Source organism: Vibrio phycocola (genome assembly GCF_054404255.1).
In genome coordinates this window covers 610,484-624,718 of record NZ_JBTAMQ010000001.1, presented here as the reverse complement: position 1 = coordinate 624,718, position 14,235 = coordinate 610,484, and the positions used below count along the sequence as shown (strand labels likewise).

Genomic DNA, 14,235 nt, shown 5'->3' with positions numbered 1-14,235 from the left:
GAGGCGTTTATGTCTGCATATGAAGTAAATTTCGATGGACTGGTTGGTCTGACGCATAACTACGCTGGATTGTCGTTTGGTAATGTCGCGTCAACATCAAATAAAAGTGCGGTCGCGAATCCCAAGCTCGCGGCGTTGCAAGGGTTGGATAAAATGAAAGCCCTCACTGATCTCGGGTTTAAGCAAGGCGTACTCCCTCCACAAGATCGCCCGTGCATCGAAACACTGCGTCAGCTTGGGTTTACTGGTGAAGATAGTGTTGTGTTGCAAAAAGCCGCGCAACATGCTCCACAATTACTGGCGAACGTAAGTTCAGCATCGTCCATGTGGGTAGCCAACGCTGCCACGGTATCTCCTTCGGCAGACACAGGCGACGGCAAGGTTCATTTTACCGTCGCGAATCTCAATTGTAAGTTTCACCGCGCGATTGAAGAGCAGACAACAAGCAATTCCCTAAGATCGATTTTTTCCAGCGAACAACATTTCGCTCATCACCGAGCTTTGCCACAACAAAGCCTATTTGGTGACGAAGGCGCTGCAAACCACAACCGTCTGTGTGCAGATTATGGTAAAGCCGGTGTCGAAGTGTTTGTCTACGGGCGTCAAGCTTTTGGTGGACAAGTTGAACCCCAAAAGTACCCCGCTCGTCAAACCCGAGAAGCGAGTGAAGCCGTTGCACGGTTACACCAGTTAGATGGCGAAAAAACCGTGTTCGTCCAGCAAAATCCCGATGTGATTGATAAAGGGGTATTTCATAACGACGTTATTTCGGTGAGCAATGGCAATGTCTTGTTCCACCATCAAGAAGCGTTTCTCAATACTGCTTCTGCTTTCGCAGAAATTGACCGAAAGATGAGAAGCCTCGGTACACATTTCGAACCAATACAAGTACCTAGCGATAAAGTCAGCGTGAGTGACGCGGTAACTACATATCTATTTAACAGCCAACTTCTGAGTAAAAAAGGCGGCAAGATGATGATTGTGGTACCCGAAGAGTCACGTGCTAACCCTAGAGTTTGGGCTTACCTCAAAGAACTGGTACAAGGCAATTCACCGATAGATGAAGTGCGAGTGTTTGATCTGCGTGAAAGCATGTGTAATGGCGGCGGGCCTGCCTGTTTACGCTTACGGGTCGCATTAAATAACCAAGAACTTCAAGCCGTTAATCAGCACGCTTTAATGAACGATGATTTATATCAGACTCTCACCACGTGGGTTAATAAACATTATCGCGATCAACTTCATGAGTCCGATTTATCTGATCCGCAGCTATTGATGGAAAACCGAAATGCACTTGACGAATTGACCCAAATAATGAAATTGGGTTCGATTTATTCATTCCAAAAAGGTTAATCGTACCATGTTTGATTTTCTAGCAGAGACGCTTACAGGTGATAAAATGAGTTCGACTTCGGGACAAACGGAATACCTAACTTGGTCACGTCCAGCACCCGGAATGATAAGCTTAGAACCAAACGCAACAACCCGTAAAAGTGTCGTTATTTCCGTGGGCATTCATGGTAATGAAACGGCTCCCATCGAAATTGTTTCATCGCTCGTCTCTAACCTTCTTTCGGGTCATCAAGCTCTCAAGGTTCGATTGATGGTTATTATTGGAAACCTCGAGGCGATGCGCAGCGAGAAGCGTTATCTAAACATTGATATGAATCGCTTATTTAGCGACCATTATTTACGTTACAAGCCTTGCTACGAAACACAACGAGCGCAAGAGATTCAGCAAGTAATGACCGATTTTTACTCAGCTGAACGACAACATATTCGCCATCATTTTGACCTGCATACTGCAATTCGATCTTCTCATCACCTACGGTTCGGTGTATTACCCTACCTACGTGAGGGGAACTACTGCGCTGAAAGTTTGAGCTTATTACAAAGTATGGGGCTTGAAGCGCTCGTCATTAATCATGCGCCTTCGGCTACGTTTAGCTATTTCAGCAGCAATGAATTTGGTGCCGCAAGTTGCACCTTAGAACTCGGAAAAGCGAAACCTTTTGGGGCCAACGATTTACGCCAATTTAACCGTATTGAACAAGGCTTGATTGACGTAATTAGCGATGTGCTTCCTCGAGACGCGGTCAGTAGCGAGCTACAGGTCTACCGAGTCGCCGAAGTTCTGACCAAAACAAGCCCTCAATTCAAGCTCAATGTTGACGATGACGTCAAAAACTTCACTGCTTTTCCAAAAGGTTTCGTCCTTACAAGTGATGGTGAGGCCGAGTATCGAGTACAACCTGAAACCGGATATATTCTTTTTCCAAATAACCATGTCAACGTCGGCTTTCGGGCAGGATTATTGTTGGAAAAAGAACCCGCACTTAGAACAATGATCAACTAGATAAGGAGCAATACAATCCAGCGAAATCGCTGACTCAGTACCACAGATATATACATGAACGGATACTAATTATTACTCTAAAGGGAGTTAAATATGAATACTGATATTCCAACTGGCGCGAGATCCCCCCATTTTTGGGAAGCAATAGTGTCGTTACTATCACTTGTCGTCGGCATCGTCGTTTCAATCGTTATTTATGGCCTCGACCCACAAATTCCTATGTTGATGGGGGTAATCGTTGCGTCAATCATAGCTTTGCGCTGTGGTTTTACTTGGCAACACATCCAAGACGGAATGGTTAAAGGAATTACTAATGCTCTTCCGGCTACGATCATTCTAATTATCGTTGGGATCCTGATTGGTGTCTGGATCTTAGCGGGCGTTGTGCCGACCCTGATTTACTACGGTCTCAACATTTTATCGCCATCAATTTTTCTTCCTTCTGCAGTGATCATTTGTGCCATTACTTCTCTTGCTACGGGTACTAGTTGGGGAACAACAGGTACCGTCGGCGTTGCGTTGATGGGAATAGGTTCTGGTCTTGGTTTTCCACTTCCAATTGTTGCAGGAGCCGTGTTATCCGGTGCGTATTTTGGAGACAAAATGTCACCGCTTTCGGACACCACGAATATGGCGCCAGCACTTGCGGGCACGGATCTTTTCACCCATATCAAGCACATGTCGTACACCACCGGCGTTTCGATTGGGTTAACGTTAATTATCGAAATATTCTTGGGGATGCACTACAGCAGCACTGAAGGCAATATTGAACGCATCAACACAGTATTAACTTTATTAGACGAAAATTTCACTATAAACATCGTGATGATTTTGCCTGCTTTATTGGTTTGTTTTGTTTCTTACAAGCAAATGCCTGCAATCCCAGGTATCACACTAGGTGTTTTGTCTGCTGCAATCATTGGCGTTGGTCTTCAAGATGCAAGTTATGAGTCTCTTTTGAATTCCGCATTTAATGGTTTTGAAGGCGCAACAGGTAACGAAGATGTCGATTCGCTACTAACTCGTGGCGGTATGGATTCAATGATGTACACCATAAGCCTCGTGATATCAGCGATGATGTTTGGTGGTGTTATGGAACGAACTGGACAATTGAAAGTGATTGCCGATAAAGTTCTTTCCTCAGTAAGTTCAGATGGTGGATTGATCACATCAACAGTCGCGACGGGCGTTGTGTCAAACATGATTCTGTGTGATCAATATATGTCGATTGTTATGGGCGCGCGTACCTATGCATCCGCTTATGAAGAACGTGGATTGGCTCCCGAAAACCTATCACGAGCGGTTGAAGATTCAGCGACGGTAACGGCGAACCTGATTCCTTGGAACTCAGGCGGTGCGTACCAAGCAGCGACTCTTGGTGTAGCAACGATTGCTTACCTTCCGTTCGCATTCTTCTGTTGGTTATCTCCGCTTGTCACGATTCTATTTGGTGTCATGGGATGGACAATTACTAGAATTGATGACAAAAAAGAAGACACTATGGAAGTAAAACAAGAGTTAGCAGACTCCAATTCGTAAGTTGCTGCTCTCACCAATGTCTATTGATGTGTTAGAACTCTAATACTCAAATAATAAAATTCCGATATCAATAACTTGGTATCGGAATTTTTTGTTTATCGAAGGTTTAATCTGTCTTGATTAATGTTGGTCTAAATAACGCCTAAAGACTCTTCAGTCCCCACTTCGCTGCTGTCTCATCAAAGAAGCCTTGGGTGGTTTTTAACTCAATCCAATGATTGATGTAGTTAATCCAAACTTGGTCACTTTGCGGCAAAAGCATCGAAATAGGCGTTGGTTTACGTGCTTCTTTCACCGGTACAATAGCCAACTGCTTAAAGCGTTCAATCAAGGTTGCTGCTTCAACATTAGACGTAACAGAGACATCTGCACGACGAGCTAACAGTTCTTGGAAATCACGGGCTGGCGCTTCAATAACGATATGCTCTGCATTTGGGAAAAAGTCTTTCACCATTTTCTCTTGAACCGTTCCTAACGTAGCCGCGACTTTTACATCAGCTTTGTCGATATCGCTCCAATCGGAAAATTTATCCAACGAATTCTTTTGTACAACAGGTACAAATGCTAAGTAAAAATATGGTTGGCTGTAACCAGCAACTTTAGCACGAGACATATTTAACGACGCACTTCCGGTCATGTCGTATTTATTCGCGGTGATACCGTTGACCAAGGTTTTCCAATCGGCCGCAACATACTCGACCTCTACGCCCAAATCTTTGGCGAGTTCCGTGGTGATGTCGATATCAAACCCATTGTAGCTGTTGGTCACAGGATCTTTCACGGTCATCGGGTTCCAATCGCCAGTAGTGCCGACTCTTAATACACCTGAATTTAGAATTTCTTGTAAACGGCTGGTTTCGGCAGCAGCATTACCTATACTTAACATTGCAGCGAAAAACAGTATGATCCACTTTTTCATGGTAATTCCTTTTTGGTAAAGAGTATTTAATAGATTTACGCCCAGTAGTAGTTAACATATCATTTACACTCTAAAAATCTAGAGACTAATCATGCAGTTCACTTATAAAACATCGTTAATTCTTTTCCTATCTCTGTTTTTGTTAACTGGGTGCAGCGATTATCAATGGGGCTGGTACGTCTTGAACCCCAATACGCCACAAGGCTCCGCGAACTTGGGATTTTTGGTTTCTGGGTTTTACGACACCATTAATATCTCGTTAATCAGTATGGCCTTTGCAATGATAATTGGCTTATTTATTGCCTTTCTTGCGCTGTCTAATTCGAAGACGCTACGAGTAACCAATCGGGTTTATGTCGAAATCATTCGTTCAATCCCCGTCTTGGTTTTACTGCTTTGGGTCTATTACGGCCTGCCTACTCTCTTAGATATTAGCCTAAATCACTTTTGGGCGGGTGTGATAGCTCTATCCATTGCCGAGAGCGCCTTTCTTGCAGAAGTATTCCGTGGCGGTATTCAATCAATCTCTTCAGGGCAACATGAAGCGGCTGAATCCCTAGGGCTGAGTTATTGGCAGAAAATGAGATTAATCATATTGCCACTCGCCATTCGTCAAATCCTTCCTCCATTAGGTAATCAGTTTGTCTATATTCTAAAAATGTCATCTCTCGTTAGTGTGATTGGTTTGAGTGATTTAACGCGCAAAGCTAATGAACTCGTGGTTAATGAATATTTGCCACTTGAGATTTACACCTTTCTGGTACTGGAATACTTACTGCTTATTCTGATTGTTTCTCAAGGGGTAAGAATGCTCGAAAAACGTTTAGAAATACCCAGTCATTAGTGACGTTCATTGTTATTCTGACATTGTAAATAATAACTATTTCACGTAATATCGAGCGCGATTTAGGTGCCTTATCAAGACTCTCTTTGTCTATGATGGTGAAACGAGAAACTGGTTAAAATCCAGTACTGCCCCCGCAGCGGTAACTGTGAGCGGCAACCAAACCACTGTATTACGTAACGCGCACCAGCGTACGATATGGGAAGGGGTTGCAAACGCGTTGATCAGAAGTCCGGAGACCGGCCTAACTCTACTCGACAACTGCGGTGGGCGGTGATTCAGAGGGAAATAAGTAACGCATGATGGACCATGATAAATTGAATATCGTTCGCTCTGAATACCTTTGTTTATTACGTATTTAGACAACTGGATATTTTCACTACTCTTATCAAAACGGCCTTCTCATCAATCCTCTCGTTGCTGATTCACTTTGATTTCTACACCACCGTTTGACTATTTAATCCAATAGAAACGGTCGTCCAAGCATGAGTAGTTCATGGCGAAGCAGTCAGTTCGACTCTGAAGAACAAGAACCTCTTGGGCCACAGCTCAAAAGCCAATCCGGTTATGAGTCGATGGGTCAAGTCTATCGTGACCCTGAAACCGGTAAATTAATTCTGATTAGTAACGAGTAATCGACACTCGGTATTTTTCAATAACTCTGTGAGAACCAATATGACTGACAACAACACCAACAAAGATAAAGTCCAAATATCAGACGAAGAAGAGCGTAAGCACCAAGCCAGACAGCAAAAAATTAAAGAGAACGTCGATAAGCGTATTGCCAACGCAACGGAAGAACGCGGTGTATTGGTCGTAATAACAGGTAACGGTAAAGGAAAAAGCACGTCAGGTTTTGGAACGGTTTTAAGAGCGCTAGGTCATGGTATAAAGCCGGGCATCGTGCAATTTATCAAGGGTACTAAATGGGAGTGCGGCGAGCTTAATATTTTGAAGCAGTTCCCAATCGAGCACTACGTAATGGGTACCGGTTTTACGTGGGAAACACAGAGTAAAGCCACCGACATCGCCGCAGCGCAAAAAGCGTGGGAAAGAACCAAAGAGATGCTCGCCAACCCAGAATTGGGTATCGTTCTTCTGGATGAAATGACGTACATGATCAAGTATGGTTATATCGATCTCGATGAGATTGTTGAAGCGTTAACTAACCGCCCACCGATGCAGCATGTATTAATCACAGGTCGTGCGTGTCATCGCCGCATCGTAGAGTTAGCGGATACCGTATCAGAAGTGCAACCGACAAAGCATGCATTTCAAATTGGGGTTAAAGCGCAGAAAGGATTGGATTGGTAAGAGTTGTTTAGTCTGGGGCATGCTTTGTTTAGTGGGTGAGCATGTCCTTGCGCTCTTGTTATTAATTATGACCACCGATAACGATTAAAGTGACTTTTCTTTTTGCTATTGCTCGATGCTGAATTCCAGCCTTAACGACAAATGAGTTTCCTTTCGTTAACTTAAGTGACTCAGCTTCAAAATCAATCTGCAACTCTCCCGACTCTACAATGAACATTTCATCAGAATCATTATGAGTATGAAAATTTGTAGTGAAGTTTTGCATTATCCTTCTAAAAACAGGATTGCCATTTACAATCCCAATGTTTTCAGACTCCCATAACTCTTCCATTTAAATCACCATATACTAAATGTTAACTGCACTTTTTCGCAATAACTAGACCATGATTACTACTACCAAGCAACGATGGCTCAGCGCATGTAGAAAGATGATAGCTCAACCAAGCTTCATATTGTTGCTCGCTAAGTTGGTTAACCTCCTGACCAATAAAGCGAACATAACCATCTGTTGCAATATGATTTTCGATACTAAAACCCGTTTGAATTGCTAGAGATTCAATTTCGGATGGTTTGGCAAAGTAACCAGTTCTAAAAAATGGGTCTACGTCAAGTGAAGTAACTGAGCCACATTCATTTAACTCACTTAAAACAGTAGGCAAAACTAAACCGTTGGACATTTTTACGAGTAAACCTGCAATAAAGAAACGGCTGATATAAGCTATCGCAACAATCCCATTTGGTTTTAAAACTCGATTAGCTTCTTTCAAAACAGCTTCTCGATCTGGCTTTGATTGTATGTGATAAAGTGGGCCTAAAATCAATACGATATCTTGAGTGTCATTTTCTATAAAGCTAACGTCTGTTGCATTTGCTTCATAGACAGATAAGCTCAAAGACTGGCGTTTTGCATTATTATTGAGTTGTTCGACTAACTCAGGAACCAACTCGACAGCTATTACATTGATGCCTTGTTGGGCATAATAAAGTGAGTAGCGACCAGTCGCAGCACCAAGCTCAGTTAATTTACTTGCTGAATCGATATAAGGTTTCAAAATACTCAATGTAGTATCAAATTCAATACGCGTAATATTTTGCGAAAGAAGGCGTATCTCTTCATTATAATTTGTGTAGTACTCCATATATTCTTCGTGCACGAATTCCTCCTGTGCAATTAACGTCCGCATGAACTGTGGAGTAAGTTGGGCGCTTTTTTTGTGCTTGTTTTATGCAAAAAATCGGACAGCTTTCGGAGTCAGATTTGATCCGTTTGTTAGAGCTCTAGCGCTCAGGATATGGCTCCCAGTTTAGATAGGCTTCATCTGCTACACTCAACATTGCCAAATCTTCTGCTGTGTCACCATAAGCATAAACTCGTTCGTATTGCTCTAATTCAAACTTAGAGCAGAGAAATTTCGACTTATTAGCACAACTGCAATCACCATTAACATAACGCCCAGATAATTTACCACTCTCAACTTCAAGTTCACTACAAACGAGGGCAAACCCGTTATGAGTACACCAAGGCTTTAAATAAACGTCGAGAGATGCTGAAACAATAACGATTTGATCACCATTATTTTTGTGCCAGTTCAGCTTATTTAAGGCCACTTCTCTAAGGTAGTTAGGCACAACATCCTCAGCATATTTTTTCCCAGCGGCTGCAACTTCATCAACCTTTCGGCCAGAGAACGCCACAAAGCTAGCAATGGTTCTCATTCTAGGAGCCGGAATAATACCCGCTTTATAAAGTATGAAAAATGGCGGCAACACTATCTTGGCCAGTAGTGCTCGCCGTCTTGTTCCAGAAAAGTGCAGAAACTTAGTGTACATATCTGCATTGGTGATCGTCCCATCGAAATCAAACAGTGCAATATTCAAATTATCCCCCGAGCTCTAACGCTTTGTTAAAGGGCTATCTTAGGTGATCCAAATATGGGCTACAAAGAGTAATAAACGTAGATTTCCAATCATTTGGTAAATCATCAAATTCGTCCCCCCAATTTTCTTCAATATGAAGATGAGCTTTGTACGGTTTCTCATTACTTGGAGCTGCATACCCTAATAAATCTTCTATGCATTCCTCAATCATTACTCTTCGTTCTTCTCCAGTTTGAGCTAGGATAGGAGCATTCATTGCAGCAGCTCTTTCTGTACCAGCGTCACGGTCATGCATAAAGATGTAGTCTACATCTAAAGCATTTAAATACTTCGCAATAGAAATTAATACTGCCTTACCTCTAGCGCGTAAAAACTCACAATTCCCAACCACTTTAGCCTTATCCTCAGCAGATAATCTTTTTATTGTTTCTCTAACAACAACCTCTTCTGTGTCACCTTCTACAAAAATACACTTTTTAGTAAAGAACATTCGCGATATATAATCATCTACTTTCAAAAGCATTTTTAAGTTTTGCTTCTCATCACCTTGAAGAGTTAGAAAAGCCTCTTCTAGATTAAAGGAATTTGAGGTAGAAAAATTAGTATCAGTTAAACTGAATTTTGTTAGGCTAACGCTCTTTTCAGAACCAAGGTTTACCATATAAGGTGAATGCGTCGTCGCTACAATTTGACACCTAGGACCAGCAAGGTCATATAAGGAGTCCCTCATTTGATTTGCCGCAGCTGGGTGTAAAAAGATCTCAGGCTCTTCAAAGCAAAATATTGTAGCTCGCGGATTTTCAGTTGCCCGATTTATAAAACCTTGAACAAACCTCAAGAGTTGAAAAGCTGTTGCTCTGATCATTCCGTGACCTTGATAGTTAACCGCAGTTTTTACATTGCTTTTCAATTCAACATTAAATTGTGGTTTTATAGATTTATCTGGAACATCAAGTGTTGCGTTTACATGTACAGAGGAATCTGGAAAGAGGTTATCAACCATACCATTGAGGTCGGTAATTAATTGACCAAAATCAGTTGTGGCATCATTTGGGTTTAATTCAGAAGCAAGGTTATTAAGAAAGTGTTGAGCTTGCGTATAATTTTCAGAGCCCGTTCTTACTTGCTCAAAAAGATCACCTAATAAGGAAAATAATGCGCCACCTGAGCTAGTCAATTCTGAGATACAGGATTCGGCTGGAATCACAACAATTCTTGGTAACTTAGATAAAACATTTCCAGGAATCCCACCAGGATTTTCTACCCAAGAAGCCTCTTCATTGATTTGTATATCCCAGCATGCAGCCAAGTCAAAAAATTTTGATTTAGTTGCTGCAACAGCAAGTGTTTTTTCATAGTTATTTTCACCAAAATATTCTTTTAAAAAGTCCTCAGAATAATCTTCACCAACTAAATCTGAGACCTTTCTACATTCTGCGTATCGAGGACTTCTTGTTCTAGGGTGTTCCTTCATGAATATTTTGGGTTTACTTTCAGTTAAAGACCAAACCTTCTTATATATAATTGAGTTGCCTATTTCTCCTTCAAGCTGTTCTGCTGATGTAATAATACGACCTTTAAAACCAAGCCAATTGTTAGCTTCAGCTGGTACATTCTGGTATTCAGCTATAACTTCTACTTCGCTTTCATAGGAGTAACTTTCTTCTTCTTCATTGTACTCTTTAGAATAGTCTTCTCTATCAAGGTTTGAGTTTTTATGAAGATGGTTTAACGCTGCGAATACACTCGATTTACCTGCATTATTTGGACCTATGAGGAATGTTGTATCTCTGAATTTGATACAACAATTTTTTAGTTTTCTGAAGTTGTTTACGTGTAGCTCATGTAATCTCATTTGAACATCCTTATTCGAAGCCTACTGAAGCCCTTTAACGCTCTGTTAACTGGCTGAAAACTACCACAAAACCTAACTAGATCACCGTAACCACTAGACTCAACCAAACCAAAAATGCCACAGGTCTGCAGTCAATTTTAACAGCTTGTTAGAAGTTTTTCAGCGCACCCAAAGCTTCCATTCGTGCAAACTGAGCTTCTTGAGTGTCAACAAACGTTAGGCTTAACTGTTTGACTGTTATTAAGTTCTTGCTAGGTAAGAACTGTGACATTTTAGGGTTCCGCTTTAACCATTGCCGTAACTTGGCTTTTTTATGCCCTACTTTCTGCCCTTTGTTGAAAATTATGATATGGAACAGGAGTGCCCCCATAACGATCATGCGAACTTTGAATTCAGGGGCAAGTTCAGGCGTCCACGCTATGCGAGAGTGAAAAGGATTAAACTCTCCATTAGCACCAAACTCTAAATCCCCATCAAATTTTTTCATCTCTTCTTTTGACAGAATTTCAGGCTTGTATAGACCAACTAATATTTCAACATCACTTTCCTCTAGCTCATCACCCATTATAAATGGAATAAACCTCTTAAAGCGATGTGCATTGTTCGAGGCAGCCCTTGCTGAATTGTAAGAGACTTTCAACAACCAACGTTTGAGAACGTTATAATCGTACTTAAACTCAACATGATCCTTGAGATAGTTTTGCGTCATAATGCCCGCATCTTCGAACATAGTTTTTACTGCACCATCTAAACCACCGAGCCTTTCGTTATTACAAATAGCGCAAACATCTTTTATCTTACCTTCACTAGGAACTAACTTCTGTGCTCGTTCGTTCCAACCAACGTTACCCCCTTTATTTTTCTGAAAACTATATATGAAGTCAGGGATGATATGCTCTCTAGTTGCTTTCCTGTCCTCTCCACAATATGCGCAAATACTCATTTTTTTCTCCAACTTCTAACCGGTGTTATATGGACATTGTACACGTGACAATCTCCATATAATTAGAAAGCAGAACCACTAAAGTTCAGTATCACAACAACTTAGTGAGTCTGAAAGCCGAAAAATGACGACAATGTCGTTATAAGTAAGAATCGTATTCTATTTCGATTAACTGTGCATCAAAATACTAGACTTAATGCATATTTATTGACGTGTGTTAATTTGAGTGATGTGCGAATTAACACACAATGTGGCGTAAACCAGTTAAGTCATAATTAATAAAGAGACATTCATAATCACATACTCCCACTCGCGACTTTGTAATACACAACACCAAACAACCCTGCGAAAACTAAAACGGTTATCGCTATTTTTAACCAAATGAATTTCATTAATACCACTCCTTAAAAAACACCAAAATGACCGACAAGGCTTTTGAATACATCTAAACAATAGTGAAAAAATGCATTGCCCTTTGGCGTGAATGTCCAGAAAAATGCACCAATGTTGATGATGACCATTAACCACAACAACATTTTAAAGGGCTGCTTTTTGGTCTTATGACGTAACCGACGTTGAGCAAACAAGGCACCCGGCCAGCCGCCAATCAGTGACAGAACTAACAACGTATTTTCCGGTGTACGCCAACGCCCGTTTTGAGCTGCCCTTTTATCCTTGGCAAACATCGTGTAAGTAACAACAGACGTGCCTAAATACAGAAATATAAGATACGTTGGCCGATTCAATAAAAGAACCGCCACACTCGCAAATACAAGAAACAAAAAGCTAAACACGTTTATTTCATCCAATAGTATCGATGGGTTCATCCCGATCGCATTTTTTACAATTTAACTCAAAGCCCAACTTAGAGTCTCGACCAATTTTGGTAACGACCCAAGGACGGCATACGAACGGTGGATTATGCCGAACGTGCTGAAAATGACCGCATTGCAGTTCTGCAACCCAATCATCTTCTTCGTCTTTGTGATAGCCAACAATCGCTTGCTTCATAATCGCCTATTTGTGCGTTGATCTACGTCGATAATGACCGAACTTCATCATCGGTTAAATAGCGCCATTGACCGACTTCCACATCAAGATGAACACTGCCAATCGCTTCACGGTGAAGTGATGTCACACGATTGCCGACCGCCGCGAACATGCGTTTTACCTGATGGAACTTGCCTTCAGTGATGGTTAACAGCACCTCTTTTGTACTAATTACTTCTAACGTTGCGGGGCGAGTGATTTGTTGTTCGCCTTGCAATAAGATGCCAGCCTGAAACAGAGCGGCAACATCATCGGAGATTGCACGGGACAACCCAACACGGTAGACCTTGCTGCATTTGTGCTTGGGATTGGTGATAGCAAAAGACCAGCGACCATCATCTGTGATTAACACCATGCCTGTGGTATCAGCGTCCAAACGACCGGCGATGTGTAATTCTGATTTGTTTTCTATGTCTGAAATGTTTGTTTTCAAGCAATTGAATACCGATGGGTAGACTTCATCGATATTGGAACAGACAGTGCCTGCGGGTTTGTGCATCAGGATATAACGAAACGGGCGCGCGGTTAACTTCACGCCATTGAGCTGAACGGTATTATTTTCGTGTACTTGAGTCGCTTCGTCTGTGAGTATGTCACCGTTAACACTCAAGTCACCACTGTGGATACGCTGAATCGCTTCGATTTTGGTTAATTCGGTACTTTTGCAGACAAACTTATCAAGGCGCACAATCGCACGCCCTGATATTCAATGCTCCATCAACAAGAAAGAACGCCACCAATATCACGTTCGGTCTTGCAGTGCCAAACGTAAACCAAGAGAACAATAAATCGAACCAATCACCTTATTTTGCCACTTCAAAATGGTCGGCTTACTTTTCAGATAAGCACTCACCTTGCCTGCGCTAATAGACACCGTGATCGTACTCAACAGCCCCATCAAGATAAATAGCACGCCGAGAATGAAAACCTGTGATGACACCGACCCGTTTGCTGGATTGACGAATTGAGGCAGAAACGCGAGAAAGAACATCGCCGATTTGGGGTTGAATACCTCTAGAATCACCGCTTGTTTGAACGCTTGCTTCGAGGTCGTTTTGCTTGTGGTTCGAACCAATGACCCCTCTGACTTAGAGAATATTTCACGCACACCCAAATACACTAAGTAAGCAACACCGATAAATTTAACGATATTGAACAAAAGCGCTGACGTCATGATCACCGCAGAAATCCCAACCACGGCCATAAATGTATGAACTAAATCACCTAACGCGATACCTAACCCAGTGGCGATTCCAGCTCGAGATCCAGAGCTCGTCGCCTTTGCTAAGGTAAGAAGTACCGCTGGCCCCGGAATGAATACAAAGCCGAGTAAAACTGCTAAATACGTAATGAGTGTTGCTTGATCAATCATACTGTTACCCAATAAAAGCTGTTTAATGGCTGGCAGATTAAACCAACAAAACAGGGACACGAATCCCATATTTTCATCTTACCCATTCCTGTGTAACTTTTGCACATATTTATGCGATGTTTTTCAAGGCTGATTCAAACATATCCAACCCTCTCATAATTGGTA

16 protein-coding genes and 1 riboswitch are annotated in these 14,235 nt (G+C 41.8%); of the genes, 6 read left to right on the top strand and 10 right to left on the bottom strand.

The annotated features are described in order from the left end of the window. Positions 1–9 precede the first annotated feature (9 nt). The 3 genes from astB to nhaC all read left to right on the top strand — a co-directional run bounded on the left by astB (position 10) and on the right by nhaC (position 3,895). Positions 10–1,353, top strand: coding sequence for an N-succinylarginine dihydrolase (astB, locus tag ACXJY6_RS03035; protein ID WP_458767332.1), 1,344 nt, complete (start codon positions 10–12; stop codon positions 1,351–1,353). Positions 1,354–1,360: 7 nt separating this feature from the next. Then, on the top strand, positions 1,361–2,356 hold the full coding sequence (astE, locus tag ACXJY6_RS03030; protein ID WP_458767330.1) for a succinylglutamate desuccinylase: 996 nt from the start codon (positions 1,361–1,363) through the stop codon (positions 2,354–2,356). A 93-nt stretch (positions 2,357–2,449) separates the two neighbouring features. Further along, complete coding sequence (gene nhaC / locus ACXJY6_RS03025; protein WP_458767329.1) at positions 2,450–3,895, top strand: Na+/H+ antiporter NhaC; 1,446 nt, start codon at positions 2,450–2,452, stop codon at positions 3,893–3,895. 142 nt (positions 3,896–4,037) lie between these two features. Here the strand turns inward: nhaC and ACXJY6_RS03020 are convergent, their stop codons facing one another. After that, positions 4,038–4,814 carry a transporter substrate-binding domain-containing protein gene (locus tag ACXJY6_RS03020; protein WP_458767328.1) on the bottom strand — a complete coding sequence of 259 codons (777 nt, stop codon included), beginning with the start codon at positions 4,812–4,814 and terminating at the stop codon, positions 4,038–4,040. Between the two features lie 91 nt (positions 4,815–4,905). Here ACXJY6_RS03020 and ACXJY6_RS03015 point away from each other — a divergent pair, with 91 nt between their 5' ends. From ACXJY6_RS03015 to cobO, 3 genes are all read left to right on the top strand, one after another. Beyond that, positions 4,906–5,658: an amino acid ABC transporter permease gene (locus ACXJY6_RS03015; protein ID WP_456050525.1), complete on the top strand. Its 753-nt coding sequence runs from the start codon at positions 4,906–4,908 to the stop codon at positions 5,656–5,658. A 47-nt stretch (positions 5,659–5,705) separates the two neighbouring features. Further along, positions 5,706–5,920: riboswitch (cobalamin riboswitch) on the top strand. A 223-nt stretch (positions 5,921–6,143) separates the two neighbouring features. Beyond that, the gene (locus ACXJY6_RS03010; RefSeq protein WP_456050526.1) at positions 6,144–6,293 is read left to right on the top strand and encodes a hypothetical protein; all 150 of its coding nucleotides are present in this window, start codon (positions 6,144–6,146) and stop codon (positions 6,291–6,293) included. Between the two features lie 40 nt (positions 6,294–6,333). Then, positions 6,334–6,972 (top strand): cob(I)yrinic acid a,c-diamide adenosyltransferase, encoded by a 639-nt coding sequence (cobO, locus tag ACXJY6_RS03005; RefSeq protein WP_456050527.1) that lies wholly within the window; start codon positions 6,334–6,336, stop codon positions 6,970–6,972. Between the two features lie 61 nt (positions 6,973–7,033). On the opposite strand, the gene ACXJY6_RS03000 is transcribed toward cobO, so the two are convergent. The 9 genes from ACXJY6_RS03000 to ACXJY6_RS02960 all read right to left on the bottom strand — a co-directional run bounded on the left by ACXJY6_RS03000 (position 7,034) and on the right by ACXJY6_RS02960 (position 14,139). Continuing rightward, entirely contained in the window at positions 7,034–7,303 is a 270-nt protein-coding gene (locus ACXJY6_RS03000; protein ID WP_458767327.1) for a cupin domain-containing protein, read from the bottom strand. Positions 7,304–7,325: 22 nt separating this feature from the next. Next, on the bottom strand, positions 7,326–8,126 hold the full coding sequence (locus ACXJY6_RS02995) for a class I SAM-dependent methyltransferase (protein WP_458767326.1): 801 nt from the start codon (positions 8,124–8,126) through the stop codon (positions 7,326–7,328). 124 nt (positions 8,127–8,250) lie between these two features. Continuing rightward, complete coding sequence (locus ACXJY6_RS02990; RefSeq protein WP_458767325.1) at positions 8,251–8,850, bottom strand: HAD-IB family hydrolase; 600 nt, start codon at positions 8,848–8,850, stop codon at positions 8,251–8,253. Between the two features lie 34 nt (positions 8,851–8,884). Then, positions 8,885–10,705: an AAA family ATPase gene (locus tag ACXJY6_RS02985; RefSeq protein ID WP_458767324.1), complete on the bottom strand. Its 1,821-nt coding sequence runs from the start codon at positions 10,703–10,705 to the stop codon at positions 8,885–8,887. Between the two features lie 148 nt (positions 10,706–10,853). Beyond that, the gene (locus ACXJY6_RS02980; protein WP_458767323.1) at positions 10,854–11,648 is read right to left on the bottom strand and encodes a hypothetical protein; all 795 of its coding nucleotides are present in this window, start codon (positions 11,646–11,648) and stop codon (positions 10,854–10,856) included. Between the two features lie 404 nt (positions 11,649–12,052). Beyond that, a complete protein-coding gene (locus ACXJY6_RS02975) occupies positions 12,053–12,475 on the bottom strand; it encodes a DUF1294 domain-containing protein (protein WP_458767322.1) in 423 nt (140 codons plus the stop codon). After that, complete coding sequence (locus ACXJY6_RS02970; protein ID WP_458767321.1) at positions 12,450–12,659, bottom strand: DUF3565 domain-containing protein; 210 nt, start codon at positions 12,657–12,659, stop codon at positions 12,450–12,452. The genes ACXJY6_RS02975 and ACXJY6_RS02970 overlap by 26 nt, the downstream gene beginning before the upstream one ends. A 22-nt stretch (positions 12,660–12,681) precedes the next feature. Further along, positions 12,682–13,386, bottom strand: coding sequence for a pseudouridine synthase (locus tag ACXJY6_RS02965; RefSeq protein WP_458767320.1), 705 nt, complete (start codon positions 13,384–13,386; stop codon positions 12,682–12,684). 54 nt (positions 13,387–13,440) lie between these two features. Beyond that, a complete protein-coding gene (locus ACXJY6_RS02960; RefSeq protein ID WP_458767319.1) occupies positions 13,441–14,139 on the bottom strand; it encodes a LysE family translocator in 699 nt (232 codons plus the stop codon). Positions 14,140–14,235: the final 96 nt, after the last annotated feature.

Coding starts and splice junctions, on each gene's coding strand:
- astB (WP_458767332.1), top strand. CDS start 10: ATGTCTGCATATGAAGTAAATTTCGATGGACTGGTTGGTCTGACGCAT.
- astE (WP_458767330.1), top strand. CDS start 1,361: ATGTTTGATTTTCTAGCAGAGACGCTTACAGGTGATAAAATGAGTTCG.
- nhaC (WP_458767329.1), top strand. CDS start 2,450: ATGAATACTGATATTCCAACTGGCGCGAGATCCCCCCATTTTTGGGAA.
- ACXJY6_RS03020 (WP_458767328.1), bottom strand. CDS start 4,814: ATGAAAAAGTGGATCATACTGTTTTTCGCTGCAATGTTAAGTATAGGT.
- ACXJY6_RS03015 (WP_456050525.1), top strand. CDS start 4,906: ATGCAGTTCACTTATAAAACATCGTTAATTCTTTTCCTATCTCTGTTT.
- ACXJY6_RS03010 (WP_456050526.1), top strand. CDS start 6,144: ATGAGTAGTTCATGGCGAAGCAGTCAGTTCGACTCTGAAGAACAAGAA.
- cobO (WP_456050527.1), top strand. CDS start 6,334: ATGACTGACAACAACACCAACAAAGATAAAGTCCAAATATCAGACGAA.
- ACXJY6_RS03000 (WP_458767327.1), bottom strand. CDS start 7,303: ATGGAAGAGTTATGGGAGTCTGAAAACATTGGGATTGTAAATGGCAAT.
- ACXJY6_RS02985 (WP_458767324.1), bottom strand. CDS start 10,705: ATGAGATTACATGAGCTACACGTAAACAACTTCAGAAAACTAAAAAAT.
- ACXJY6_RS02980 (WP_458767323.1), bottom strand. CDS start 11,648: ATGAGTATTTGCGCATATTGTGGAGAGGACAGGAAAGCAACTAGAGAG.
- ACXJY6_RS02975 (WP_458767322.1), bottom strand. CDS start 12,475: ATGAACCCATCGATACTATTGGATGAAATAAACGTGTTTAGCTTTTTG.
- ACXJY6_RS02970 (WP_458767321.1), bottom strand. CDS start 12,659: ATGAAGCAAGCGATTGTTGGCTATCACAAAGACGAAGAAGATGATTGG.
- ACXJY6_RS02960 (WP_458767319.1), bottom strand. CDS start 14,139: ATGGGATTCGTGTCCCTGTTTTGTTGGTTTAATCTGCCAGCCATTAAA.